The following is a 24,872-nucleotide window of genomic DNA, read 5'->3' as shown; positions in this document are numbered from 1 at the left end:
GATTTTCAACACCCCCCCGAAGGAGAGAGTAAATGTCCCAGATGATTTTCGTGAACCTGCCGGTCACCGACCTCGACAAGTCGAAGGCTTTTTACGAAGCGGTCGGCGCGGCGAACAACCCCGCCTTCACCGACGAGACCGCCGCGTGCATGGTCGTCACCGAAGGGTCGATCCACGTCATGCTGCTGACCCACGAGAAATGGGCGACCTTCACGTCGAAGGCGATCCCCGACGCGCGCACGACCGCGCAGGTCATGCTCTGCGTCTCGGCCGACAGCCGCGACGAGGTCGACGGACAGGTCGACAAGGCGGTCAAGGCGGGCGGCAAGGCCGACCCGACCCCGACGCAGGATTTCGGCTTCATGTACGGCCGCAGCTTCGAAGATCCCGACGGCCATATCTGGGAAGTGATGTGGATGGATCCCACCGCGATCCCCGCCGGCGAACCGGCCGAAGCCACCGCATAATCCGAGCATAGGGAGGAGGAAGAGAATGACCGATGCAGCCCCCGGAAATGGCCCCGGAAAGGGTCAATTGATCGCCGGCCGCGTGCTGAGCGGCCTTGTGATCCTCTTCCTCCTCTTCGATGCCGGGCTCAAGCTGGTGTCGCCCGAAACGGCGATCAAATACAGCCCGCCGGGCCTCGGATGGCCGCTCGAGGTCGGCACGATGCATATGCTCGGCCTGCTGCTGCTGATCCCGACCTTGCTTTATATCTGGCCGCGCACCGCCGTGCTCGGCGCGATCCTGATCACCGGCTATCTCGGCGGCGCGATCGCCACGCATCTGCGCATCGACAGCCCGCTGTTCAGCCATACCTTGTTCGGCGTCTATCTCGGCGTGATGCTCTGGGCGGGTCTGTGGCTACGTTCGCCCGCATTGCGCTTGCTGGTCACGCCGCGATGGGCCTGATCGCCTGTCTCAAAGGCAAACGCGCCTAGTCTCCGTCTTACACGCAAAGAGGATGGTTCGATGATACGACGCTCTCCCCTCCCCGCGCTTGCCTCGGCCTTTGCGATGATCGCGGTCGTGGCGACGCTCGCCGCGCTGCCGCAGCCGGCGGCGGCGCAGGCCCCCGGCGCGACCCAGCCTGCCGCCGCCCCGTCCGCCGGCGCCCTTCAGAACGGGCATGTCGACGTCGCCGGCGCGGCGATCCATTATCAGGTCCACGGCGACCTCGCCTCCGGCAAAACTCCATTGCTCGTTCTCCACGGCGCCTTCATGTCCGCCGACGCGATGAAACCGCTGATCGACCCGCTCGCCGCGTCGCGGCCGGTGATCGCGGTCGATGCGCGCGGTCACGGCCGCTCGGGCGGGGTCGACACGCCGCTGAGCTATGACCGCATGGCCGACGATACCGCCGCCGTGCTCGACAAGCTGGGCGTCAAAAAGGCCGACGTGCTCGGCTATTCGATGGGCGGATCGACCGCGGTCGCGCTCGCGGTGGGGCATCCCGACAAGGTTGGCAAGCAGGTGATCTTGTCGGCGACCTCGCAGCTCGACGGCTGGTACCCCGAAGTGCTCGCCGGGATTTCGAAGCTGACCCCCGAAATCTTCGCGGGCAGCCCGATCGACACCGAATATAAGCGCCTGTCGCCCGCCCCCGACAAGTTTCCGAACCTGGTCGCGAACATCAAGGCGCTCGACGCGACGCCCTTCGGCTGGTCCGACGCCGCGGTGCAGGCGATCCCCGGCAAGACGATGGTGATCATCGGCGACGCCGACGGCGTCACGCTCGACCATGCGATCGCCCTTTTCAAGCTGCGCGGCGGTGGCGACGTCGCCGCGGCGACGCAGGGTTTCCTGACCGCGGCGCCCAAGGCGCGGCTCGCGATCCTGCCCGCGACCTCGCACATCGGGATCATGGGCGAAATCCCCGCGATCGCCGCGATGGTCGTGCCCTTTCTCGACGACAAGGCGCCGCCGCCGCCGTCCTTTTGATCCCCCAAGAAAACGAGAGGAGTTTCGCCATGCCCGTGAACCCCGACAGCAATATCGAAGTCACCGCCTTCGACTGGGTGCCCGACTTCGCGCGCGGCTATGTCCGCGACCTTCGCCCGCGCTGGGCGTGCGAAGAAATCGGCCTCGATTATTCCGAGCATCTGATCAGCGCGGTCAACCGCCCCGCCGACCATTTCCTGTTCCAGCCGTGGGGACAGGTGCCGGTGCTCAACGACAATGGGGTGCGCCTGTTCGAAAGCGGCGCGATCCTGCTCCACCTCGCCGAGAAGGACGAACGGCTGATGCCGCGCGACGCGCAGGCGCGCGCCAACACGCTCGCCTGGCTGTTCGCCGCGTATAACAGCGTCGAGCCGATGCTGTTCGAACTGGGCAATGTCGACATCTTCGCCAGCGACGAGGAATGGGCGAAGCTGCGCCGGCCGAGCCTGATCGAATTCATCCAGGGCCGGCTCGGCCGCCTGAACGACGCGATGGGCGACAAGCAATATCTGGTCGACGATTTCACCGTCGCCGACATCGCGATGGCGACCGTGCTGCGCGAAGGTGTCGAAGCCGGGCTGATCGCCGAGCAGCCGCGATTGCAGGCCTATCTCGACCGCTGCCTCGCGCGGCCCGCCTTCCAGCGCGCGATGGACGCGCAGCTTGCCGCCTTCAGCGACGAAGCGGGTCCACCCGCCGCCTGAACCCCCTCCACCCCCCTTAAGGAGAGAGACGATGACCTATGTAGAAGGATTTGTGGTCGCGGTGCCGACCGCGAACAAGGAAGCCTATCGCAAACATGCCGCCGAGGCGGCACCGCTGTTCAAGGAATTCGGCGTCGCGCGCATGGTCGAATGCTGGGGCGACGATGTTCCCGACGGCAAGGTGAACGACTTCAAGGGTGCGGTGCAGGCGAAGCCCGACGAAACCGTCGTGTTCAGCTGGTTCGAATATCCCGATAAGCAGACGCGCGACGCCGCGAACGAAAAGATGATGAGCGATCCCCGGATGCAGAGCATGGGCGAAGCGATGCCGTTCGACGCGAAGCGGATGATCATCGGCGGTTTCGATTCGATCGTCGACGACGCCGCGGACGGCAAGATGGGGTATGTCGACGGCTATATCGTTCCCGTCCCCGACGGCAACAAGGAAGCCTATCGCACGCTCGCCGCGAAATGCTCGCAGGTGTTCCTCGATCATGGCGCGACGCGCGTCGTCGAGGCGTGGAGCGACGATGTGCCCGACGGCAAGGTCACCGACTACAGCCGCGCCGCGCACAAGAAGGACGACGAGGCGGTCGTCTACAGCTGGATCGAATGGCCGAGCAAGGACGCGCGCACGTCGGGCTGGGAAAAGTCGATGGCTGACGAACGCATGAAGCACGAGCATGAGACGTCGCCCTTCGACGGCCAGCGCATGGTCTATGGCGGCTTCGAGCCGATCGTCGAGGCTTAGGCCATAATCCTCCCTGTGGCCGCAGGCCATGGGGAGGTGGCAGCCCCCTTCGACTGCCTTGCAGGCGCTCAGGGTAAACTGCGCCGACGGCGCAGCGCTGACGGAGGGGCAAATGCGCGACGTCGCCGCCCCTCCACCACTCGCTTCGCGAGCGGTCCCCCTCCCCATGGCTTCGCCACAGGGAGGATTGAAGGAAAGACCGGAAAAATGATCAAACTTTATGGCACTCCCCCCACCCGCGCGCTGCGCGCGATGTGGCTGCTCAATGAACTCGACCTCGCGCACGAGGTGATCGCGATCGACCTTGGCGCGGGCGAACAGCTGACCCCCGAATTCCTCGCGCTCAATCCCGCCGCGAAGCTGCCGGTGCTGGTCGACGGCGATCTGGTGATCAGCGAATCGGCGGCGATCCAGCTCTATCTTGCCGATAAATATGGCGACCGCTTTCCGGGCGGCCGGCTGATCCCCGAGACGACCGAAGATCGCGCGCGGATGCACCACTGGCTGTTCTTCCTGATGACCGAGATCGAGGCGCCGCTGTGGCGGATCGCGCTGCACAGCTTCCTCTATGCCGAGGACGAGAAATCGGAAGACGAGATCGCGCTCGCCAAGCGCGACGGCCGTCGGATGGTCGCGGTGCTCGAGCAGCATATGCAGGGACGCGATTTCATCGTCGGCGAGCGGGTGACGGTGGCCGATTTCAACGCCGCCTTCACGCTCGACTGGGCTAACGAAGAAGGGCTTCTCGACGAAGCTCCCGCGCTCCGGGCCTATCTGAAGTCGATGTATGCGCGCGCCAAGGCGCCGGTGACGATCGCCGAGGGCATGGCCGCGCTGGAAGCGTCGGCGTGATGGCCGGGGCCGGCGATCGCGGCATCAGCCGCACCGCGTCGTGCTCCTGCGGCGCGGTGACACTGGAACTCGTCGGCACGCCGATCGTCGCGGCGACCTGTTACTGCCATAGCTGTCAGGAGGCCGGCCGGCGCTTCGAAGCGGAGCCCGGTGCGCCCGGGGTCGTCGGGGCCGATGGCGGCACCCCCTATGTGCTGATGCGCAAGGACCGCCTCCAATGGCTGTCGGGATCGGACCGGCTGGGCGAGCACCGGCTGAAGCCCGACTCGCCGACGCGGCGCTTCGTCGCGCGTTGTTGCAACGCGCCGATCGCGCTCGAATTCACCAAGGGGCATTGGCTCAGCGTCTATTCGGACCGCATCGCCGCAGAAGAGCGGCCGGCGGCCGAGATGCGGACGATCGTCGGCGACCGGCCCGAAGGTATCGAGCTGCCCGGCGACATCCCCAATTACCGGACGCCGTCGGGCAAATTCATGTGGCGACTGCTGAAGGCATGGGCGGCGATGGGCTTTCGCGCCCCGCCGATCGAGAAGACGGCGGGATATCAAGGAGAGAGACGATGAGCAAAGCATCGAACTTCATCTGGTACGAACTGATGACATCCGACCCCGCGGGCGCGGCGCGCTTTTACGGCGCGGTGGTCGGCTGGACGATCGCCGCGACACGCGACCCCGCGGCGGGCGACATCGACTATCGCATGATCGTGCGCGGCGACGGCGGCAATGCCGGCGGGGTGCTCGCGCTGAATGCCGACATGCTCGCGGGCGGGGCGCGGCCGGGCTGGATGGGCTATCTGGAGGTCGACGACGTCGACGCCACCCTCGCGGCGATCAAGGCCGACGGCGGCGCGGTGCATATGCCCGCGACCGACCTGCCCGTCGGGCGCATCGCGATGGTGTCGGACCCGCAGGGCGCGCATTTCTATGTCATGGATCCGATCCCGCCCGAGGGGATGGAGGACATGGAAAGCGACGTCTTTTCGGTGACCGAGGCGCAGCATATGCGCTGGAACGAGCTCGCGACGAGCGACTCCGACGGCGCGATCGCCTTTTACCGCAAGCATTTCGGCTGGGGCCAGGAAGGCGCGATGGATATGGGGCCGCTCGGTTCCTATCGCTTCCTCCAGCGCGGCGACGTCGGGCTGGGCGCGGTGATGCCGCTGATGGAAGGCTATCCGGTGCCGGTGTGGAGTTTCTACATCGGCGTCGACGACATCGACCGCGCGCACGCCGCGGTGACCGCGAACGGCGGCACCGTCACCAGCGAGCCGATGGAAATTCCCGGCGGCGAATATGCGATGAACGGCATCGACCCGCAGGGGGCGCCCTTCGGCCTCGTCGGCCCGCGCCGATAACCGCAGCATTCGGGGGGACGGAAAGGAAAGCGACATGACCGACAGTCCGACATTGATCCCCGCCGCAGAGCTGGTGCGCAAGAGCGAGCGCCGGGCACTGCCCAACGAGAGCGCCGAATATCGCGCCGCGCGCGACGCGCTGCTGGTCGAGGAGATCGAGCTGCGCCGCCACCTCGCGCGCGTCGCGGCGCAGCGGCGCGCACTGCCCCCCGGCGGCGAAGTGACGCACGACTATCGCTTCGTCGGCGCGGCGGGCGAGGTCGGCTTCGCCGAGCTGTTCGGCGGGCACGACACGCTGTTCGTCTATGGCATGATGTACGGGCCCGAGCGTCAGCAGGCGTGCCCGATGTGCACCGCGACGGTGGCGAGCTGGGACCCCGAGGTGCCGCACCTCGAACGGCGGATCGGCTTCGCGATCGTCGCGCGCTCGCCCTATCCGCGCCTCGCCGCCTTCGCGCGCGAGCAGGGCTGGAATCATCTGAAGCTCTATTCGGACCCGAGCGGCGATTTCTGGCAGGATTATATTGGCGAGACGCGCGACGACGATATGGCGGGGTATAGCGTCTTCACGCGCAAGGGCGGGACGATCCGCCATTTCTGGAGCGTCGAGGGCGGCCCCGAGATCGCCGATCCGGGGCAGGATCCGCACGGCGCGCCCGACCCCAATCCGCTGTGGAACCTGCTCGACCTGACCCCCGGGGGACGCGGGACCGACTGGTATCCCAGCCTGCGTTACGACGATTGAAGCCATAGGAAGAGGAGAGAGACGATGGCGAACCCAGCGAACAGCGCTCCGACCGGCGGCCTGACCCCGCATATCACGATCCGCGACCGGCGCGCGAAGGAGGCGATCGACTTTTACGCCAAGGCCTTCGGCGCGACCGAGGTCACGCGCGTCCCCGCCGACGACGGCGAGCGGCTGATGCACGCGCACGTCCATATCAACGGCGCGTCGCTGATGATGCACGACGACTTTCCCGAATATTCGGGCGGCCCGGCGTCCGAGCCCGCGTGCGTCGTGCTCCATCTGCAGGTCGACGACGCCGACGGCTGGTACGACCGCGCGATCGCCGCGGGCGCGGCGTCGGTGATGGCGCCCGAGAATATGTTCTGGGGGGACCGCTACGCGCAGGTGCGCGACCCGTTCGGCCATCTCTGGTCGATCGGTCACCCGTTGAAAGGAGAAGACGCATGACGAAGACCCCGATGACGCTCTGCCTCTGGTACGAAGGCGATGCCGAGGAGGCCGCCGCCTTTTACGCGAAGACCTTTGCCGACAGCAAAGTCGGCGCGGTGAACCGCGCGCCGGCGGATTCGCCGGGCGGCAAGGAAGGCGATGTGCAGACGGTCGAGTTCACCCTGCTCGGCACGCCGTGCGTCGGGCTCAACGGCCCGCCGATCTTCAAGCATAGCGAGGCCTTCTCGTTCCAGATCCAGACCGATACGCAGGAAGAAACCGACCGGCTGTGGAACGCGATCGTCGATAACGGCGGTCAGGAAAGCGTGTGCGGCTGGTGCAAGGACAAATGGGGGGTCTCGTGGCAGATCAGCCCGCGCGTCCTGCTCGACGCGACGACCGGCAGCGACCGCGAGGCGGCGAAGCGCGCGTTCGAGGCGATGATGACGATGAAGAAGATCGACATCGCGAAAATCGAGGCCGCGGTGCGCGGCGAAGCGGTCGCCTGACGGCCGCGGACAAGGGAGAAGGATCATGAGCGAAGGAAGCGAACCGGTCACGATGTGCCTGTGGTACGATCATGACGCCGAAGCGGCGGCGAAATTCTATGCCGCGACCTTTCCGGACAGCGAATTCGTCGCGGCGAACCGCTCGCCGAGCGACTTTCCCGACGGCAAGGAAGGCGATGTGCTGACGGTCGAATTCACCGTGATGGGCGTGCCCTTCATCGCGATCAACGGCGGCCCCGCGTTCAAACAGGACGAGGCCTTTTCGATCGTGATCAATACCGACACGCAGGAAGAAACCGACCGTTACTGGAACGCGATCGTCGATAATGGCGGCGCCGAGAGCATGTGCGGCTGGTGCAAGGATAAATGGGGGGTCAACTGGCAGATCACCCCGCGCGTGCTGACGCGGGCGATGACCGACCCCGACCGCGCCGCCGCGAAGCGCGCGATGGACGCGATGATGACGATGAAGAAGATCGACATCGCGAAGATCGAGGCGGCACTTAAAGGCGAAGCCGTCGCGGCTGGCTGAGGCGCAAGAAAGGCGATCGATGCTGATTTTTTACGGACACCCCTTCTCCTCCTACACCTGGAAGGCGCTGATCGCGCTTTACGAGAAGGGGGTCGATTTCGACTATCGCGTGATCGGGCCCGACGCCCCGACCCATGGCGAGGAGCTCAAGGCGCACTGGCCGGTCGGGCAATTCCCGCTGCTCGTCGCGGACGGCGTGCCCTATTTCGAATCGTCGATCATCATCGAATATCTCGACCATCTGGTGCCCGAACCGCGGCTGATCCCCGCCGATTTCGGGGCGGCGCTGAAGGTGCGCTTCTTCGACCGCATTTTCGACAATCATGTGATGGGCCGGATGCAGGCGGTGGTCGCCGACGCGCTGCGCGGTCCCGAAAATCATGTGCCGATGATCGTCGAACAGTCGAAGGCGGCGCTCGAAAGCGTCTATGGCTGGCTCGACAAGGAGCTGGCGGGCGGCGGCTGGGCGACGCCCGACGGCTTCACGCTCGCCGATTGCGCGGCGGCGCCGTCGCTTTTCTATGCCGACTGGGTCCACCCGATTCCCGAGCGGCACGAGAATTTGCGCGCCTATCGCGCGCGGCTGCTCGCACATCCGTCGGTTTCGCGCTGCGTCGAGGACGCGCGGCCGTATCGCCCTTACTTCCCGCTCGGCGCGCCCGATCGGGACTGAACCTCTACATCCGTTCGTGTCGCGCGAAGTCGAGACACCCGGCAGTAAACGCCAAGCCGATGGGCATCTCGACTTCGCTCGATGCGAACGGATTTCAGGGCTCCTGAGCAGTGTCCCGAAACGGGGTTAATAGCGCGCTGACGCTGCCCGTTTGCCAATTGATCATCGCGCCCGCGCGAAAGCGGGGCCATGGGTTCGCCGTCCGCCTTTCTTCGCACGCTGATCGTCGCCGCTTTGGCGGCGGTGCTGGCGTTCGCGCCGGCGCACGCGCAGCAGGTCGTGACGATCACGACGACGGTGACCTGGACCTATGCGGATGAGGGCGACGACGAGGGCCCCGAATATATCGACGAAGAGGCGGCGCTGCTGGGCGACGAGGCGCTGACCGACGACGCCGATTTCGCCGCGACGCGCCGCTATGCGCCCGCGGGCACGCTCGCTACGCTCGGCCATGCGAAGGCGCGCTTCGGACCCTTCGCGGTGATCGACGGAAGCACGGCACGCATGGCGGGCGACGTCACCTCGGCAAGCCCGCGCCAGTTCGCGGCGATGCTCGCGGCCTTTCCGGGGCTGAGGCGGCTCGAAATGGTCGATTGCCCCGGCAGCCTCGACGAGGAAGCCAATCTGATCCTTGCGCGCGCGATCCGCCGGCAGGGGATGGAAACGGTCGTGCCCGCGGGCGGATCGATCCGATCGGGCGCGGTCGAGCTGTGGCTCGCCGGCACCGTCCGCCGCGCCGCGCCCGACGCCGAATTCGGCGTCCATAGCTGGGCCGACGAATATGGCCGCGAGGCGAACGACTATCCGGCGAACGATCCGGTGCATGCCGAATATCTGGGCTATTACCGCGAAATGGGGATGGACGCCGCGAAGGCGCGCGAATTTTACGCGCTGACCAATGCGACGCCGTTCGATGAGGTGCGTTATCTGACGCGCGGCGACATGGCGCGGTTCGTGGCGCTGGATTGAGGGTCGTCGCTGCGGCGTTCCGTAAGGCAGCTTTCGACCGGAAGCGGACATCGCATTACTCGTCACCCCGGGCTTGACCCGGGGCCTGCCTTATCCTTTTCGACGTTGGGCAGGGCGAAGGCGGGTCCCGGGTCAAGCCCGGGATGACGAACAGAGAGCGTCCCCTCCTCACTCCAAAACCGTCGCTCGCGGTCATCGTCCTCGCGCACCAAGCTGCTTTAGCCTTGTAACACGCCGTCCCCTCCCCCACATCGCCCCTAATGGCGAAGCGGAGTCTCTATCAGCGGATGCGGTCGAACGCGCAGATGCGCACCGCCTTGTTCGCGCTCGGCATATTGATGATGGTCGCGGGCATCGCGATCGGGCCGCTGCCGGGTCCCGGATTCCTGATCATCTTTCCCTTGGGGCTGATGCTCTGCCTCCAGAACAGCGCCTGGGCGAAGCGCGTCTATGTCCGTTTCAAATGGCGCCACCCCAAATATGGGGCATGGGCCGACCGGATCATGCGCCGCGTCAGTGCCGCGCGGCGGCGGGCGCGCTCCGCGCTGGAAACGCCAGATGGCGATTGACTTTCCACCGACTCTTGCTTATCCGCGCCCCCATCAGTGGCCGCCCACGTTTGGCGGCCCTTTTCTGTTAGAGCCTTTAAAGAGAATTTGGGGATACCGCGATGAAGCGTACCTATCAACCGAGCCGCCTCGTTCGCAAGCGTCGCCACGGTTTCCGCGCCCGCAAGGCGACTGTCGGCGGCCGCAAGGTTCTGGCCAACCGTCGCGCCCAGGGCCGCAAGAAGCTGTCGGCCTGATCGCCGACGCTTCGTCGCCAGCGTGTCTGGTGCGAACGCTTTCAAAACGTAGCGAGTTTCTGGCCGCGAATCGCGGCCTTCGCTTTCCCATGCCCGGCTTCGTCCTGCTCGTCCGCCACCGCGGCGACGATGAGGATGCGCTGGGCATCGGCTATACGGTCAGCAAGAAGGTCGGCAACGCGGTCACGCGCAACCGGATGAAGCGGCGCTTTCGCGAACTCGCGCGCGCCGCGCTGCCGGGGGCGGGGATCGCCGGCGCCGACTATGTGCTGATCGGCCGCCCCGGCGCCAACGAGATGGAATTTGCCGAGCTGGGCGAGCATCTCGATTCGGCGCTGAAGCGCGCGGCGAAGAAACTGGCGGCGAAAGCGCCATGACTACGCCCCCTCCCCTTCGCCGTCACCCCGGACTTGATCCGGGGTCCACCATTCCAACGTTGGGTGAATGGATCCCGGATCAAGTCCGGGATGACGAAGGAAAAAAGACATCGATCGCGAGTGAAGTTCGGCCGATTTCCGGGCTTTCGCAATGATCGCCCGACTGCTGATCCTGATCGCGCGCGGCTGGCAGTTGGGCCCGTCGCGCATTTTGCCCCCCACCTGCCGCTATGCGCCGTCGTGCAGCGAATATGCGATCGTCGCGCTCAAACGCCACGGTGCGATCAAGGGTGGCTGGCTGGCGACAAAGCGGCTATTGCGCTGCCATCCTTGGGGAGGCCACGGCTACGACCCCGTCCCTTAGGCTGTATCGCCATTCCGCCCATGGCGGCCTGCAAATGGCGGATTCCCGGGCTTCCGGTGCTCACGTACTGATCGTACGCTGCGCTCCGGGTCCCGAGAATCCACCATTTTCGGCTCACCACGAGCGAAATGACGACACAGCCTAGACGGCCCATCCCGACATTTTTGAGAGACGAAGAGAGACCGAAAAGCGTGGACGACAAGCGTAACCTGATCGCGGCAATCCTGTTGTCGGTGGCCATCCTGCTGGGCTGGAATTTCGTCTCGGAGAAATTTTTTCCGACTCCCGACCAGCCCGATGTGACCACGACGGTCGCGGGCGCCGACGGCGCCGCGCCCGCCGCGACGCCCGCGACGCAAGGCCAGCCGAGCGCGCTGCCGACGCCGGGGGCGCCCGCCGCGCCCGCCGCGAAAGCGATCCGCCCGGTCGACGCGGTGCTCGCCGAAGGGCAACGCATTCCGATCGAAACCCCGGCGATCAAGGGGTCGATCAACCTCGTCGGCGCGCGCGTCGACGACATCACGCTCAGCAAATATCGCCAGACGATCCAGAAGGATTCGCCCGCGGTGCGCCTGTTCGCGCCGGGCGGCACCGAGGCCGCCTATTTCGCGAGCCTCGGCTGGGCGGCGCAGGGCATCGCGGTGCCGAATGCCAATACGGTGTGGACCGCGAGCGGCGCGAAGCTGACCCCGACGACGCCGGTGACGCTGAGCTGGGCGAATACGACCGGCCAGACGTTCCGTATCGAGTATAGCATCGACAGCAATTATCTGATCACCGCGAAGCAGACGATCGCCAACACCGGCACGGCCGCCGTCAGCGCGAGCAGCTTTGCGCTGATCGACCGGCTCGGCAAGCCGACCGACCCGCATGAAGTCGATAGCTGGACGATCCACGTCGGCCCGACGGGCTATCTCGACGGCAAGTCGGTGTTCGACACCGATTATGACGATGTCGAGGAAGCGCCGAACCGCACCGTCCGTTATAATTCGGCGGGCTGGCTGGGCTTCACCGACAAATATTGGCTCGCCGCGATCGTCCCCGCGAAGGGCGAGCGCGTGACTGCGGCGATCAGTTCGCCGGCCGCGAACAATTACCAAACGCTGTTCGCGCGCGATTTCCGCCAGATCGCTCCCGGCACGCAGGTGACGACGACGAGCCGAATCTTCGCGGGCGCGAAGGAAGTCAGCATCCTGTCGCAATATCAGGACGACCAGGGCATCACGCGCCTGTCGAACGCGATCGACTGGGGCTGGTTCGAATTTTTCGAGGTGCCGATCTTCAAGCTGCTCGACTGGCTGTTCAAGCAGGTCGGCAATTTCGGCGTCGCGATCATGGCGCTGACGCTGATCATCCGCCTGCTGATGTTCCCGATCGCCAACCGGCAATTCTCGTCGATGGCGCAGATGCGCCTCGTCCAGCCGAAGATGAAGGCGCTGCAGGAACGCCACAAGGACGACAAGCCCAAGATGCAGCAAGAGCTGATGAAGCTCTATAAGGACGAGAAGATCAATCCGCTCGCGGGCTGTCTGCCGATCGTCATCCAGATCCCGATCTTCTATGCGCTGTACAAGGTGCTGATGCTGACGATCGAAATGCGGCACCAGCCGTTCATCCTGTGGATCAAGGATCTGTCGGCGCCCGACCCGCTGCATATCCTGAACCTGTTCGGCCTCTTGCCCTTCACCCCGCCCTCGATCCTGTCGATCGGCGTGCTCGCGGTGATCCTCGGCATCACGATGTGGCTGCAGTTCCGCCTCAACCCGCAGGCGACCGACCCCGTGCAGCAGCAGGTGTTCAAGATCATGCCGTGGCTGTTCATGTTCATCATGGCGCCGTTCGCGGCGGGCCTGCTCCTCTACTGGATCACCAACAATATCCTGTCGATCGGGCAGCAGCAGTGGATGTACCGCAAATTCCCGGCGCTGAAGGCGGCGCCGGTTACCAAATAACCGTCGTCATTTGAGGTGTGTCCCCGCGAAGGCGGGGACCCATCTCCGGTGGTTTCGGCCTTAGACAACAGGAGATGGACCCCTGCCTTCGCAGGGGTACAGGCTTATGACTGAATTGAACGACGACAACCGCGCCGAGCGGGCGCGCAAGCTGTTTGCGGGTCCGATCGCCTTCCTGAAATCGGCGCCCGCGCTGCAGCATCTCCCGAGCCCGAGCGTGCCCGAGATCGCCTTCGCGGGGCGCTCGAACGTCGGCAAATCGTCGCTGCTCAACGCGCTGACGAACCGGAACGGGCTCGCGCGCACGTCGGTGACGCCGGGACGGACGCAGGAACTCAACTATTTCGACGTGGGGTCGCCGCTGGTTTTCCGGCTTGTCGACATGCCCGGCTACGGCTTCGCCAAGGCCCCGAAGGATGTCGTCAAAAAGTGGCGCTTCCTCGTCAATGATTACCTCCGCGGGCGGCAGGTGCTGAAGCGCACCTTGGTGCTGATCGACAGCCGCCACGGGATCAAGGATGTCGACCGCGACGTGCTCGAGATGCTCGACATCGCGGCGGTGAGTTACCGCCTCGTGCTGACCAAGGCCGACAAGGTGAAGGCGAGCGCGCTCGCCGAAGTCCACGCCGCGACCGAGGCCGAAGCGCGCAAGCACCCCGCCGCGCACCCCGAGGTGATCGCGACGAGCAGCGAAAAGGGGATGGGCATCGCCGAGCTGCGCACCGCGGTGCTGGAGGCGGTGGAGAGTTGACCTTTGCGTCCCTCGCCTTGAGGGTGGAGGACAAGGAGACTCCATGAAACTGTTCATCGGCAACAAGGCCTATTCGAGCTGGAGCCTGCGCGGCTGGCTCGCGGTCAAGCATAGCGGGCTGCCGTTCGAGGAAGTCACTGTTCCGCTTTACGACGAGGACTGGTCGAACCGGCGCGAAGGCGACGAGTTCGCGCCGTCGGGCGGCAAGGTGCCGATATTGTGGGACGGCGACGATATCGTCGTGTGGGACAGCCTCGCGATCATCGATTATCTCAACGAAAAGACCGGCGGAACGAAGGGCTATTGGCCCGAGGACATGGCGGCGCGCGCGATGGCGCGGTCGATGGCGGCCGAGATGCATTCGAGCTTCGCGGCGCTTCGCCGCGAGCACAGCATGAACATCCGGCGCATCTATCCGGCGACCGAGCTGCTGCCCGAAGTGCAGGCCGACGTCGTGCGCATCTTCCAGATCTGGGCCGAGGCGCGCGCGCGCTTCGGCGGCGAAGGCGATTTCCTCTTCGGCGACTGGTCGGCCGCCGACATCATGTTCGCGCCGGTTGTCACGCGCTTCGTCACTTATTCGATCCCGCTGCCGCGCTTCGTCGCCGCCTATGCGCAGGCGGTGATCAGCCATCCGTGCATGCAGGAATGGATCGGCGGCGCGCAGGCCGAGGATTGGGTCATCGAGGCGTTCGAGGGGCCGGCCGAGGGATAGGGACTGCCTATCCGCCCGCCCAGTCGCCGCGCTGCGCCATCCACAGGCTGACGGCGGCGATCGCGGCGGTTTCGGCGCGCAGGATGCGCGGGCCGAGCGCGATGCGGCGCACCGCGGCGTGGGCGAGCAGCATGTCGCGCTCGCGATCGGTGAAGCCGCCCTCGGGGCCGGTGAGGATCGCGGCGGGCGCCGGCGCGGCGACACCGGCGAGCGGGACGCCCCCGGCCTCATCGGCAAAGAGCAGCGCACGCTCCGCGGGCCAGTCCTTCAGCAGCTGCGGCAGTTTGACCGGCGGCGCGAGTTCGGGGAGCGCGGTGCGGCCGCATTGCTCGCACGCCTCGATGATCTGCGCTTCGATCCGCTCGCTCTTGACGCGTTCGACGATCGTGCGTTCGGTGATCACCGGCTGCAAGCGCGCGACGCCCAGCTCGGTCGCCTTTTCGATGATCCAGTCGAGCCGCGCCTTCTTCACCGGCGCGAAGCAGAGCCAGAGGTCGGGGACCCGTTCGAGCGCGCGCGTCTGCCGCTCGACGCGCAGCGTCGCCGAGCGTTTCGCAGCGTCGGCGACGACCGCGAGCCACTCGCCCGTCCGGTTGTCGAACAGCAGCACCGGATCGCCCGCCTTCAGCCGCATGACGCCGAGCAGATAATGCGCCGCGGGCCCGTCGATCGCGGGCGCGGCGTCGAGGCCGAGCGGCTGATCGATGAACAGGCGGGGCGTGCTGGCGGGCGGCCAGGCGGGAGTCGCGGGCATGGCGCGCGCGATAGCAGAAGGCGGCCTGTCGTGCATCTTTTGCCGCAAGATGGGACAGCCTGTCCCGATCCGGGGCAAAAGCGCCGATCCGGGCCCCTCCTCGCTACGCCGATTAGCCATTTGGTAAGCAGTTCCCCCCTAGGTGCGACAATACCAGCGGCCCATCTGGTGGGGGCGCCGCGGGCCGAAGAGGGGTTTGACCATGCGAGGGACCTGGATCAGCCGGCTGCGCGCCGGCGCCAAAGCGCTTCACCGCGACCAGCGCGGCAACGCCTTCATGCTGACCGCGGCGGCGATCATACCGGTGATCGGCATCGTCGGCTCGGCGGTCGACATCGGCCGCGCCTATATGACGCAGCTGCGCCTGCAGCAGGCATGCGACTCGGGCGTGCTCGCGGGACGGCGAGCGATGACGGGCGCGACCTATTCGGATGAGGCGGAGGCCGAAGCGAACAAGATGTTCAACTTCAACTTCCCCGAGGCCAAATATGGCGCGTCGGGTATCCTCTTTTCGTCCGAGACCGACGACGACGCGTCGGACGTCCTCGGGCAGGCGTCCGCGATCTTGCCGACCCAGTTGATGTTCCTGTTCGGCAAGGACCAATTCCGCCTGACCGCCAATTGCACGGCGAAGCTGGAGATTTCGAACGTCGATGTGATGATGGTGCTCGACGTCACGGGGTCGATGCTGGAAACCAATTCGGGCGACACGATAACGAGAATGGCGGGGCTGCAGGCGGCGGCGAAGAGCTTTTTCGCTACCCTGACCAGCGCGCATATCGGCGACGGACAACTGCGTTTCGGCGTCGTTCCCTATAGCAGCACGGTCAATGTCGGCGCGATTCTGCACGAGGCCGATCCGTCGTGGCTTTCGGAGACGGTCAGACTGCCGTCACGCAGCTATCGCCGGGTCAATGTGTGCAATCAATATGGTAATAATTGCAGCTTGCAATGGCGCTACGTCTATGAAGATCGCGACCTGTCCGTCGGGTCGATCGCGCCCGGCGACGACCTGACCTTCAACACCGGAAACAACGGCGCCAATGTCACCGCCGAATGGGGCGGCTGCATCGTCGAGCGGCAGACGACAGCGTTCGGGCCGGAGGAGACCGCGCCCCGCGAGGCCTTCGACATGGACGTCGACACGCCACCGACGGCCGACGATGCGACCAAATGGGACCCGATGCTTCAGCCTTTCGCCTTTGAGCGCGGGCAGGTGGCGCCGCGGACCACGACATCGTCGAACCTGGGGCAGACGCTTTATACCGCCTGCCCCCAACCGGCGAGAAAGCTCGAGATAATGACCAAGGACGATCAGGCGGAGTTCGACGGGTATATCGATGATCTGGTACCCGTCGGCGGCACCTATCACGACGTCGGCATGGCGTGGGGCGCCCGGCTGATCTCGCCGACCGGATTGTTCGCGGACGAGAATGAAAAGGCGGAGGACAACGAGCGTCCGATCAGCCGCCACATATTGTTCATGACCGACGGCGCGATGGACGCGCGGCCGACCATCTATTCGCACCAGGGCATGGAGCGGTCGCAGCCGCGGGTCGGGGCAAGCAGCGACTCAGCCGCAAGGGCGCGTCACAACAACCGCTTCCTGCAATTGTGCGCGGCGGCGGCGAAGCGAGCGACCGTCTGGGTGGTATCCTTTGGCGACGACAGCAACAACGAAACAAATCTCGCCACCCTCGACAAATGCGCTTCGTCGAAAAAGGCCTTCAAAGCCGACGATTCCGCCCAGCTCAACGAGCAGTTCCAGGCGATCGCGCGACAGATTTCCAAGCTGAGGCTGTCGCAATGACCGGCGCCCGCACCCTGCTCCGCCGGCTGCGGCGAAGCGAGCGCGGCACCGCGTTCGTCGAATTCGCGCTGACCGCGCCGGTCTTCCTCCTGATCCTGCTCGGCATCTTCGATTATTGCTGGCAAATGTATGCGCAGCAAGTGTTGCAAGGCGTGGTCGCCAAGGCGGGCCGCGACGCGACGCTCGAAAGCTTTTCCGCCAACCAGACCGCACTCGACAATGCGGTCGGCGCCGAGGTCAAGAAGGTGTTCAAGAACGCGACGGTAAGTTTCAACCGCCGCGCCTTCGACGATTACAGCAATATCAAGCCGCTGCGCTGGGTCGACACCAATGGCAACGGCATCCAGGACCCCTCGCCCGACGATTGCTGGGAAGACGGCGGCACGCAGGGCAATGGCGGCGCCGACGACGTCATCCAATATACGGTGTCGATGGAGTTCGATCGCGTGCTGCCGGTGTGGAAGATGCTGGGGCAGCCGCAGTCCAAGACGCTCACCTCGACGACGCTGCTGCGCAACCAGCCGTTCGCCGCCGGGGGCGAGATCGCCCCGGAGCAATGCCCGTGACCACCTTTTCCAGCAGGATGCGGGTCACCGCGCGCCATTTCGCGCGGAACGTCCGCGGCGCCGTGATGCTCGAAATGGCCTTTGCCATTCCCTTCCTCGTGCTCGTCGGCTTCGGCGGGCTCGAGATCGCCAATCTGACGCTCGCGCATACGCGCGTCAGCCAGCTCGGGCTCAACACCGCCGACAATGCCGCGCGGATCGCGGCGGGCAGCAATCTGGCGCAGCCGGAAGTGCGCGAGGTCGATATCAACGAGGTCTTCGCCGGCGCCGAACGGCAGGCGGCGAGCCTGAATTTCGAGAATAACGGCCGCATCATCCTGTCGAGCCTCCAGCGCAACGACGATGGCGGCCAGACGATCAAATGGCAGCGTTGCTTCGGCAATCTGGAGGTCGATTCGGACTATGGCGTCGAAGGCATCGGCGCGACCGGGACCGATTTCCCCGGCATGGGGCCCGAGGGCCGCGAGGTCACCGCGGTGGCGGGCACCGCGATCATGTTCGTCGAAGTCACCTATGAATATGAGCCGCTGCTGTTCGGCGCCTGGCTGGGGCCGCAGACCATCCGGTCGACCGCGGCCTATAATATCCGCGAAGCGCGCGACCTGTCGGGGGTGAAGTCGCCGGGCGACCGGGCCGACTGCGACTGACGACGCGCGACGGCGAGAGTCGGGCGGCGTCGATCGGGCATTTATTCGCGAGGCTCCGCCTGCTATCGCGCGCGCATCGATGACGGCGACCCATCCTCCCGACAGCCAGCTTCGCGGCTTCGTCGCGCTGCTCCCCGCCGCGGCGCGGCCTTATGCGCTGCTCGCGCGCTTCGACCGGCCGATCGGCTGGTGGCTGCTTTACTGGCCGTGCGCCTGGGCAATCGCGCTCGGCGGCGGCGCAGTCAGCCATTGGCCGCTATTCATCTGGTTGCTGCTCGGCGCGATCGCGATGCGCGGCGCGGGCTGCGTCTATAACGACATCGTCGACCGCGATCTTGACGCCAAGGTCGCGCGCACCGCATCGCGGCCGGTGGCTAGCGGGGCGGTTTCGGTGCGGAATGCGTTGCTGTGGACGATCGCGCTGTCGCTGATCGGCCTCCTCGTGCTGCTCCAACTGCCACGCCCCGCGCAGATCGTCGCGCTCGCGAGCCTGATCCTCGTCGCGGGCTATCCCTTCATGAAACGCATCACCTGGTGGCCGCAGGCGTGGCTCGGGCTGGTGTTCAGCTGGGGCGCGCTCGTCGCGTGGGTCGCGGTGGGCGGTCAGCAGGGACTTGCGCTGCCCTTGCTCTATGCCGGCTGTATCGCGTGGGTGATCGGATACGACACCATCTATGCGCTGCAGGATATCGAGGACGATATGCTGGTTGGCGTGAAGTCGAGCGCGCGTGCGATGGGCGATCATGTGAAGGGCGGGGTCGCGATGTGCTACGCGGTCGCGCTTGCCTGCTGGGGCGGCGCGCTGTGGGCGGTGCGCCCCGATCCGCTGGCGCTCGCCGCGCTGCTGCCCGCGGCGGTGCATCTGACCGGACAGGTGGTGACGCTCGATCCCGCGAACGGCGAGGATGCGCTGGCGAAATTCCGGAGCAATCGCTTTGCGGGGCTGCTGGTGTTCGCCGCGATGCTCGTGGTCGGGATGGCGCCCTAAGGCTTTATTCGGCCGCGAGCAGTTCCTCGGCGCCGCCGAGGTCGACCGAGACGAGGCGCGAGACGCCGCGTTCGACCATCGTTACCCCGAACAGGCGGTGCATGCGCGCCATCGTCACCGCATTGTGAGTGACGATCAGGTAGCGGGTGTTCGTCTCGCGCGCCATGCGGTCGAGGAGGTCGCAGAAGCGCTCGATATTGGCGTCGTCGAGCGGCGCGTCGACCTCGTCGAGGACGCAGATCGGCGCGGGGTTAGTGAGGAAGAGGCCGAAGATCAGCGCCACGGCGGTCAGCGCCTGCTCACCGCCCGAAAGCAAGGTCAGCGTGCCGAGGCGCTTGCCCGGCGGCTGCGCCATGATTTCGAGCCCGGCTTCCAAGGGATCGTCCGAATCGACGAGTTCGAGATGCGCCTGCCCGCCGTTGAAGAGCGTCGTGAAGAGGCGCTGGAAATGCGTGTTCACCGCCTCGAACGCCGCGAGCAGCCGCGCGCGGCCTTCGCGGTTGAGGCTGCCGATCGAGCCGCGCAGGCGGTTCACCGCCTGCGTCAGCTCCTCGATCTCGGCGGCGTTTCGTGCCCGTTCGGTGTCGAGTTCGACCAGCTCGTCGGCGGCGACGAGGTTGACCGGACCCAGTCGCTCGCGGTCCGAAACGAGCCGGTCGTGCTGCGCCGATTCGGCATTGGCATCGCCGACGCCCGCGCTTTCGAACCCGGCCTTTTGCGGGAGCAGCGGCGGCGGGCATTCGAAGCGTTCGCCCGACAGGCGGCCCATTTCGATCCGGCGCAGTTCGGCATTTTCGGAGCGCGCGACGGCGCCCGCGCGCGTTTCGCGCGCCGCGGCGACGCGCTCGCGGATCGCGTTCAGCGCGGTTTCGGCCTCGCGCAGCGCGGCTTCGGCGGCGCGTTCCTGCGCCTCGGCGGCGGCGACCTTGTCGCGCAGCGCGTCCTGCTGCGCCTCGGCGGCGGCGCGCTGCTGCGCGAGCCGCGCGGGAAGGTCGGCGAGCTTGGCCGCCTCGGCGGCGAGCGCCTCGGCGCGCTTGTCCATCTCGGTCACGCGCCGCGCGGCCTCGCCCGCGCGCGCCTTCCAGCTCTTGATCTCGGCGCTGACGACCGCCTGGCGTTCGCTGAGGCTCGCGAGGGTGCGTTCGTGCGCCGCGAGCGCATCGCGGGCGGCATTGGCGTCGGCGCGCGCGCGCTCGGCCGCCGCCTCCTCGGCGTCGAGCGCGGCGCGCGCCAGCCTTTCGTCGGGGAGCGCGGCGAGCGCGGCTTGCTGCGCGGCGAGCGTGTCGGCGGCTTCCGTCGCGGCCTCGGCGATCTCGGCGAGGCGGCGGTCGAACAGCGCGGCGGCGTCGCGGTGACGATCGAGCGCGGCCTGCGCCTGGTCGGCGGCGCGGAGCGCGGTGCGGCGCGCCTCGTCAGCCTGGGCGAGCGCCTTGCGCGCCGCCGCGGCGGCTTCGGCGAGGGCGGCGGCTTTCGCGGCGGCGACGTCGCGGCGATCCTGCAATTCCTGCACGCCGAGCTCGACCTGCGGGCGCTGCGCCGCGAGCGCGTCGAGGCGGTTCTGGCGCTGCAGCCGCTCGGTCGCGGTCGCGCCGTCGCCGCGCGTGACGAAGCCGTCCCAGCGGCGCATCACGCCATCGGTGGTGACGAGGCGCTGGCCGACCGCGAGCGATTGGCCGCCGTCGGTGTCGGCCACCGCGACCTGCGCAAGGCGGCGCGCGAGCGCGGCGGGCGCCTGGACATGGTCGGCGAGCGGCTTGGTGCCGGCGGGCAGCGGGGGGTCGCCCTTCGCTGCATCGGCGGCGCCCCAGCTGCGCGCGGCGTCGCGGTCGGTGCCGGCGTCGAGATCGTCGCCGAGCGCGGCGGCGAGCGCGGCTTCGTAACCCGGCGCGACGCGGAGCTGGTCGAGGATGCGGTGCGTGTCGCTGCGCGCGGCGGCGAGCGCGCGTTCGAGCGTCACGGCTTCGCCTTCGAGCGCGGCCAAGGCGGCGCGCGCTTCGGCGAGCCCGGCTTCGGCGCTCGCGAGGTCGGCGGCGGTGGCTTCGCGGTCGGCTTCGGCGGCGTGCAGCGCATTTTCGGCGGTCGCGATCGCGGCTTCGGCGGCTTCGGCCGCCTGCACGCTGTCGGCATGCGTCGCGGCGAGCGCGGCGCTGTCGCCGAGCGCGGCGACCTCGGCATCGACGCGCGCCTTGTCCTGCACGACACGGCGCACCGCGGCTTCGGCGCTGTCTACCGCCGATACCGCGATGCGGCGGTCGGCGGCTTCGCTCGCGGCCTTGGCGCGCGCCTGCGCGAGCGCGACCTCGGCGTCGCGGAGGCGCGCCTGTGCGGCGAGACTGGCGTCGGCGAGCGCGGCCTTGCCGCTATCGTGCCCGGCAATCTCCTGCGCCAGCGATTTCGTCTCGGTGTCGAGCGCGGTCAGCGCGGCATGCGCTTCACGCGCGAGTTCGCCTTCGTGCGCGCGGTCGTCGGCGATGCGCCGCTGCTGCGCCGCGAGATCTTCGAGCCGTTGGAGCGCGGCGCGTTCCTCGCCCTGCAACCTTACTTGGGTCGCGGTCGCCTCGGCGAGCGCGTCGCGCTGCGTCTGTGCGTCGGTCCGTGCGGCTGCGACGCGGGTCGCGACCTCGGTTTGGGCCTTGGAGACGGTTTCGAGTTCGTTCTGCGCGGTCTTGACCGCTGCCTCGGCGGCGTCGGCGTCGCGGCGCGCCTGATCGGCGGCTTCAGCGGCGTCGCGCCAGCGCGCATAGATCAGCCGGCCCTCGGCGATGCGGATCTCGTCCGAGAGCTTCTTGTATTTCTCCGCGGCGCGCGCCTGCCGCCGCAGCGCGTTCGCGCGCACCTCCATGTCGGCGACGATTTCGGAGAGGCGCGTGAGATTGGTCTCGGTCGCGCGCAATTTCTGCTCGGCGTCCTTGCGGCGGACGTGGAGCCCCGCGATGCCCGCCGCTTCCTCGAGCATAGCGCGGCGGTCGGTGGGCTTGGCGGCGATGACGTTGGCGATCTTGCCCTGGCTGACGAGCGCGGGGCTGTGCGCGCCGGTCGCGGCGTCGGCGAAGATCAGCGCGACATCCTTCGCGCGCACGTCGCGGCCATTGGCGCGATAGGCCGACCCCGCGCCGCGCTCGATGCGGCGGATGACCTCGAGATCGTCGCCGTCGCCGCCATCGGACAGGCCGGCGACGAGCGCGCCTTCGGTGTCGCAGTGGAGCGCGACCTCGGCAAAGTCGCGCGCGGGACGCGACGAGGTGCCGGCGAAGATGACATCCTCCATCCCGCCGCCGCGCATCGATTTGGGCGAGGATTCGCCCATCACCCAGCGGATCGCTTCGAGGAGGTTCGACTTGCCGCAGCCGTTGGGGCCGACGACGCCGGTCAGCCCGGGCTCGATGCGCAATTCGGTGGGTTCGACGAAGCTTTTGAAACCGGTGAGGCGCAGCCGTTTTATCTGCACGGGATGCCCCCGGGCAGCTCATCGAATCGGAGCTGGTGCAACCTTGGTGTCACAGATCCCCCATGCAGCCGTCATGCCGCGTGGCGGGGGGAGTCGCAAGGGGCAGGATTTGCCTGCCCCTTGCTCATTTCAGCGTCAGCGCGCGCCCATCGTGCGCAGGCGGTCGCGCAAGGGACCCCACGATGCGATGCCTTCGGCGACCTGGCCGTTGATGACGAAGGTCGGCGTGCCGGTGATCTGATATTTCTCGACCCCGGCGTTGGTGCCCTTTTCGATCGCCTCGACATTTTCGACCTTGCCGAGGCACTGCTGGATCGTCGCGGCGGGGACGCCGCGCTGCTGGTAGAATTGGTCGATCCCCCAGCCCTTGGCGAGCGCGGCGAAGCGCTGCGCGGGGGGCAGCTTCATCGCTTCCTCGATCCCCGGCTGCGGCTTCGACGCGCCGGCGATGAAGGCCTCATGCTCGATGAAGGTCGCATCGGCGAGCGGGAAGAAACGCTCGGGGCCCGCGCATTTGACGATCGCGCCGGCGATCGCGTCGACCGGGTGGAGCATGAACGGGGTCAGCTTGTACGACACGCGGCCGGTGTCGACGAAGTCGCGCTTCAGCTCCTCGTGCGAATCCTTGGTGAACTGGGCGCAGTGACCGCAGGTGAAGGCGCCGAATTCCTCGAGCTTGATCGGGGCTTCGGGATTGCCCATCACGACGCCATCGCCGTCGACGCGAACGACCTGCGACCAGCTCTTGCCGGCGGGCGGCGCGACCTTCGCAACCACCTCCTGCTCCTTGGCGGGATCGGTCTTGCTTTCGCCGCAGGCGGCAAGGGCGAGCGCGCCCATCGAGGTCAGGAGGACGGTACGCAGCAGGGTCATGATCTTTCTTTCTCCACAAAGGGGCGAATGCGGGGCTTTTAAGAGGCCTTGAGCGCGAGGTCGAGTTTCGATTTGAGCGCGGGCCAGGCGGTGACTTCGGCATTGCGGCCATTGACGAAGAAGCTGGGGGTGCCTTGGACATTATCGGCGCCGCGGCCGATGTTGGTCATGCCGGTGAGTTCGGCCTGCGCGACTTCGCTGTCGAGCGCCGCGTCGAGCTGCGCCTGCGTATAGCCGCGTCCGCGCATCAGCGCGGTGAGGCCGGTGTCGGCGGCGATCTTGCGCGCGCGCTCGGCGGTGCTGCCTTCGAACCAGCTCTTTTTCTGCGCCTCGGTCGCTTTCTGCACCTTGGCGATCATCGCCGGGAAGGCGGCGAAAATCGCCTGATGATTGCCCGCGAACGCCTTCGCACCGCCGGTGCGCGCGAGCAGCGCCGCGGTCATGTCGATGGGATCGCGGACGAGGTTGCGATATTCGAACAGCACCAGCCCGCGGTCGATATAGCCCGTCTTGAGCGGCACCGCGCTCGCCTTCGCGAAATCGGCGCAGATATGGCAGGTGTAACTGAAATATTCGACGAGCCGGACCTTTGCGGCGGGATTGCCGACGACGAAGGCGCCGATAGGGCTGGTCGTGACGGTTTGCGACCATGCAGCGGATTTGGCGGGCGCCGCCGCGATCAGGCCGAGCGCCGCGCCCGAGAGCGCGAGCACCGCGGTGCGGCGGTCGATAAGCGGGTCGTCAAATGCGGACATCGCTCTTTCCTAACTGATCTTCGGAAGCCTGGGCGGCGCGGCGAGGCCGGCGGCCATGCGTTCGAGCACGGTCCTGAGTTCCGGGTCGCCGATGTCGCGGAGGCTGTCCCCCAGTTCGGCGGGTACGGGTTTGAGCATTGCCGGCGGCTGAACGGGCGCGGCGGGGGTGACCTGCCCATGCGTCATGCGGACGGCGGCGATCGCGGCATAGCCGAAGAAGCGGTTGACCGCGGCGATGATGTCGGGCGCGACATGCTGGAGCATCGGCGCGTGCGCCCCGCTGATCGTCAGGTGGAGCGTGCCGCCCGCTTTCTGTCCGGCGGGAAAGCGGATCATCGCGGGCTGGGTGACGTCGGCGAGCCGGTCGCCGACGATCTCGCGCCAGCGGCTGACCACCGACGACTGGACGAAGCCGAACTTGCGAAAGGCGGTGCGGCCGATTTCGGGAACGAGGTCGGAAATCGCGCGCGCCTCGCCGCCGCGCGGGCGTTCGTAGGGACGTGCGGGGGCCTTCGCGGTTTTCGCGCCGCCTTTCGCCGCGCCCTTCGCCTTCGCATTTTTGGCGGGCGTGCCGTCTCCCGTCTCTTTCGTCATGCCGGAGGCCA

30 protein-coding genes are annotated in these 24,872 nt (G+C 67.0%); 25 read left to right on the top strand and 5 right to left on the bottom strand.

Annotation, left to right across the window (positions count from 1 at the left end):
- Positions 1-32: 32 nt before the first annotated feature.
- The 21 genes from VFG17_RS04460 (at position 33) to VFG17_RS04355 (ending at position 14,426) form a co-directional block, all read left to right on the top strand.
- The gene (locus VFG17_RS04460; RefSeq protein ID WP_325028247.1) at positions 33-467 is read left to right on the top strand and encodes a VOC family protein; all 435 of its coding nucleotides are present in this window, start codon (positions 33-35) and stop codon (positions 465-467) included.
- Between the two features lie 25 nt (positions 468-492).
- The gene (locus tag VFG17_RS04455; RefSeq protein WP_325028246.1) at positions 493-912 is read left to right on the top strand and encodes a DoxX family protein; all 420 of its coding nucleotides are present in this window, start codon (positions 493-495) and stop codon (positions 910-912) included.
- Positions 913-972: 60 nt separating this feature from the next.
- On the top strand, positions 973-1,941 hold the full coding sequence (locus tag VFG17_RS04450) for an alpha/beta hydrolase (RefSeq protein WP_325028245.1): 969 nt from the start codon (positions 973-975) through the stop codon (positions 1,939-1,941).
- Between the two features lie 29 nt (positions 1,942-1,970).
- Positions 1,971-2,645: a glutathione S-transferase family protein gene (locus VFG17_RS04445; protein WP_325028244.1), complete on the top strand. Its 675-nt coding sequence runs from the start codon at positions 1,971-1,973 to the stop codon at positions 2,643-2,645.
- Between the two features lie 31 nt (positions 2,646-2,676).
- Entirely contained in the window at positions 2,677-3,396 is a 720-nt protein-coding gene (locus VFG17_RS21605) for a DUF1428 domain-containing protein (protein WP_414712921.1), read from the top strand.
- 207 nt (positions 3,397-3,603) lie between these two features.
- Positions 3,604-4,248, top strand: coding sequence for a glutathione S-transferase family protein (locus tag VFG17_RS04430; protein ID WP_325028243.1), 645 nt, complete (start codon positions 3,604-3,606; stop codon positions 4,246-4,248).
- Entirely contained in the window at positions 4,245-4,811 is a 567-nt protein-coding gene (locus VFG17_RS04425; RefSeq protein ID WP_325028242.1) for a hypothetical protein, read from the top strand. Before VFG17_RS04430 ends, VFG17_RS04425 begins: the two co-directional genes overlap by 4 nt.
- Positions 4,808-5,602 carry a VOC family protein gene (locus VFG17_RS04420; protein WP_325028241.1) on the top strand — a complete coding sequence of 265 codons (795 nt, stop codon included), beginning with the start codon at positions 4,808-4,810 and terminating at the stop codon, positions 5,600-5,602. Before VFG17_RS04425 ends, VFG17_RS04420 begins: the two co-directional genes overlap by 4 nt.
- Before the next feature lie 34 nt (positions 5,603-5,636).
- On the top strand, positions 5,637-6,347 hold the full coding sequence (locus VFG17_RS04415) for a DUF899 family protein (RefSeq protein ID WP_325028240.1): 711 nt from the start codon (positions 5,637-5,639) through the stop codon (positions 6,345-6,347).
- A gap of 24 nt (positions 6,348-6,371) precedes the next feature.
- On the top strand, positions 6,372-6,797 hold the full coding sequence (locus VFG17_RS04410) for a VOC family protein (protein ID WP_325028239.1): 426 nt from the start codon (positions 6,372-6,374) through the stop codon (positions 6,795-6,797).
- Positions 6,794-7,288 (top strand): VOC family protein, encoded by a 495-nt coding sequence (locus tag VFG17_RS04405; protein ID WP_325028238.1) that lies wholly within the window; start codon positions 6,794-6,796, stop codon positions 7,286-7,288. The genes VFG17_RS04410 and VFG17_RS04405 overlap by 4 nt, the downstream gene beginning before the upstream one ends.
- A gap of 25 nt (positions 7,289-7,313) precedes the next feature.
- Complete coding sequence (locus VFG17_RS04400) at positions 7,314-7,820, top strand: VOC family protein (RefSeq protein WP_325028237.1); 507 nt, start codon at positions 7,314-7,316, stop codon at positions 7,818-7,820.
- 19 nt (positions 7,821-7,839) lie between these two features.
- A complete protein-coding gene (locus VFG17_RS04395; protein WP_325028236.1) occupies positions 7,840-8,493 on the top strand; it encodes a glutathione S-transferase family protein in 654 nt (217 codons plus the stop codon).
- A 189-nt stretch (positions 8,494-8,682) separates the two neighbouring features.
- Positions 8,683-9,462 carry an alpha/beta hydrolase gene (locus tag VFG17_RS04390; protein ID WP_325028235.1) on the top strand — a complete coding sequence of 260 codons (780 nt, stop codon included), beginning with the start codon at positions 8,683-8,685 and terminating at the stop codon, positions 9,460-9,462.
- A gap of 260 nt (positions 9,463-9,722) precedes the next feature.
- Positions 9,723-10,031 (top strand): PGPGW domain-containing protein, encoded by a 309-nt coding sequence (locus VFG17_RS04385; RefSeq protein ID WP_325028234.1) that lies wholly within the window; start codon positions 9,723-9,725, stop codon positions 10,029-10,031.
- Positions 10,032-10,132: 101 nt separating this feature from the next.
- Positions 10,133-10,267, top strand: a complete 135-nt coding sequence (gene rpmH, locus VFG17_RS04380; RefSeq protein WP_054586364.1) for a 50S ribosomal protein L34 — start codon at positions 10,133-10,135, stop codon at positions 10,265-10,267.
- Positions 10,268-10,296: 29 nt separating this feature from the next.
- Positions 10,297-10,644, top strand: a complete 348-nt coding sequence (gene rnpA, locus VFG17_RS04375; RefSeq protein ID WP_325028233.1) for a ribonuclease P protein component — start codon at positions 10,297-10,299, stop codon at positions 10,642-10,644.
- 151 nt (positions 10,645-10,795) lie between these two features.
- Positions 10,796-11,008 (top strand): membrane protein insertion efficiency factor YidD, encoded by a 213-nt coding sequence (gene yidD, locus VFG17_RS04370; RefSeq protein WP_054586362.1) that lies wholly within the window; start codon positions 10,796-10,798, stop codon positions 11,006-11,008.
- Positions 11,009-11,199: 191 nt separating this feature from the next.
- Entirely contained in the window at positions 11,200-12,960 is a 1,761-nt protein-coding gene (gene yidC, locus VFG17_RS04365; RefSeq protein WP_325028232.1) for a membrane protein insertase YidC, read from the top strand.
- 106 nt (positions 12,961-13,066) lie between these two features.
- Positions 13,067-13,711, top strand: coding sequence for a ribosome biogenesis GTP-binding protein YihA/YsxC (gene yihA, locus VFG17_RS04360; protein WP_325028231.1), 645 nt, complete (start codon positions 13,067-13,069; stop codon positions 13,709-13,711).
- Between the two features lie 43 nt (positions 13,712-13,754).
- Entirely contained in the window at positions 13,755-14,426 is a 672-nt protein-coding gene (locus VFG17_RS04355; RefSeq protein ID WP_325028230.1) for a glutathione S-transferase family protein, read from the top strand.
- A 7-nt stretch (positions 14,427-14,433) separates the two neighbouring features.
- Here the strand turns inward: VFG17_RS04355 and VFG17_RS04350 are convergent, their stop codons facing one another.
- Complete coding sequence (locus tag VFG17_RS04350; RefSeq protein ID WP_325028229.1) at positions 14,434-15,180, bottom strand: 16S rRNA (uracil(1498)-N(3))-methyltransferase; 747 nt, start codon at positions 15,178-15,180, stop codon at positions 14,434-14,436.
- Between the two features lie 202 nt (positions 15,181-15,382).
- Between VFG17_RS04350 and VFG17_RS04345 the strand changes: the two genes are divergently transcribed.
- The 4 genes from VFG17_RS04345 to ubiA all read left to right on the top strand — a co-directional run bounded on the left by VFG17_RS04345 (position 15,383) and on the right by ubiA (position 19,191).
- Positions 15,383-16,990 (top strand): pilus assembly protein, encoded by a 1,608-nt coding sequence (locus tag VFG17_RS04345; RefSeq protein WP_325028228.1) that lies wholly within the window; start codon positions 15,383-15,385, stop codon positions 16,988-16,990.
- Entirely contained in the window at positions 16,987-17,556 is a 570-nt protein-coding gene (locus VFG17_RS04340) for a TadE/TadG family type IV pilus assembly protein (RefSeq protein ID WP_325028227.1), read from the top strand. Before VFG17_RS04345 ends, VFG17_RS04340 begins: the two co-directional genes overlap by 4 nt.
- Positions 17,553-18,203: a hypothetical protein gene (locus tag VFG17_RS04335; protein WP_325028226.1), complete on the top strand. Its 651-nt coding sequence runs from the start codon at positions 17,553-17,555 to the stop codon at positions 18,201-18,203. Before VFG17_RS04340 ends, VFG17_RS04335 begins: the two co-directional genes overlap by 4 nt.
- Positions 18,204-18,282: 79 nt before the next feature.
- A complete protein-coding gene (gene ubiA / locus VFG17_RS04330) occupies positions 18,283-19,191 on the top strand; it encodes a 4-hydroxybenzoate octaprenyltransferase (RefSeq protein ID WP_325028225.1) in 909 nt (302 codons plus the stop codon).
- Positions 19,192-19,195: 4 nt separating this feature from the next.
- Here ubiA and smc read toward each other — a convergent pair whose 3' ends face one another.
- The 4 genes from smc to VFG17_RS04310 form a co-directional block, all read right to left on the bottom strand.
- The gene (gene smc / locus VFG17_RS04325; protein WP_325028224.1) at positions 19,196-22,639 is read right to left on the bottom strand and encodes a chromosome segregation protein SMC; all 3,444 of its coding nucleotides are present in this window, start codon (positions 22,637-22,639) and stop codon (positions 19,196-19,198) included.
- A 135-nt stretch (positions 22,640-22,774) separates the two neighbouring features.
- A complete protein-coding gene (locus VFG17_RS04320; RefSeq protein WP_325028223.1) occupies positions 22,775-23,512 on the bottom strand; it encodes a DsbA family protein in 738 nt (245 codons plus the stop codon).
- Between the two features lie 38 nt (positions 23,513-23,550).
- Positions 23,551-24,267 carry a thioredoxin domain-containing protein gene (locus tag VFG17_RS04315; protein WP_325028222.1) on the bottom strand — a complete coding sequence of 239 codons (717 nt, stop codon included), beginning with the start codon at positions 24,265-24,267 and terminating at the stop codon, positions 23,551-23,553.
- Between the two features lie 9 nt (positions 24,268-24,276).
- Complete coding sequence (locus tag VFG17_RS04310; RefSeq protein WP_325028221.1) at positions 24,277-24,861, bottom strand: DUF721 domain-containing protein; 585 nt, start codon at positions 24,859-24,861, stop codon at positions 24,277-24,279.
- Between the last annotated feature and the right edge of the window lie 11 nt (positions 24,862-24,872).

It is taken from the genome of Sphingopyxis sp. (assembly GCF_035686825.1).
In the GTDB taxonomy this organism is placed as follows: Bacteria; Pseudomonadota; Alphaproteobacteria; order Sphingomonadales; family Sphingomonadaceae; genus Sphingopyxis.
This window is presented reverse-complemented; position numbering and strand designations above follow the sequence as displayed.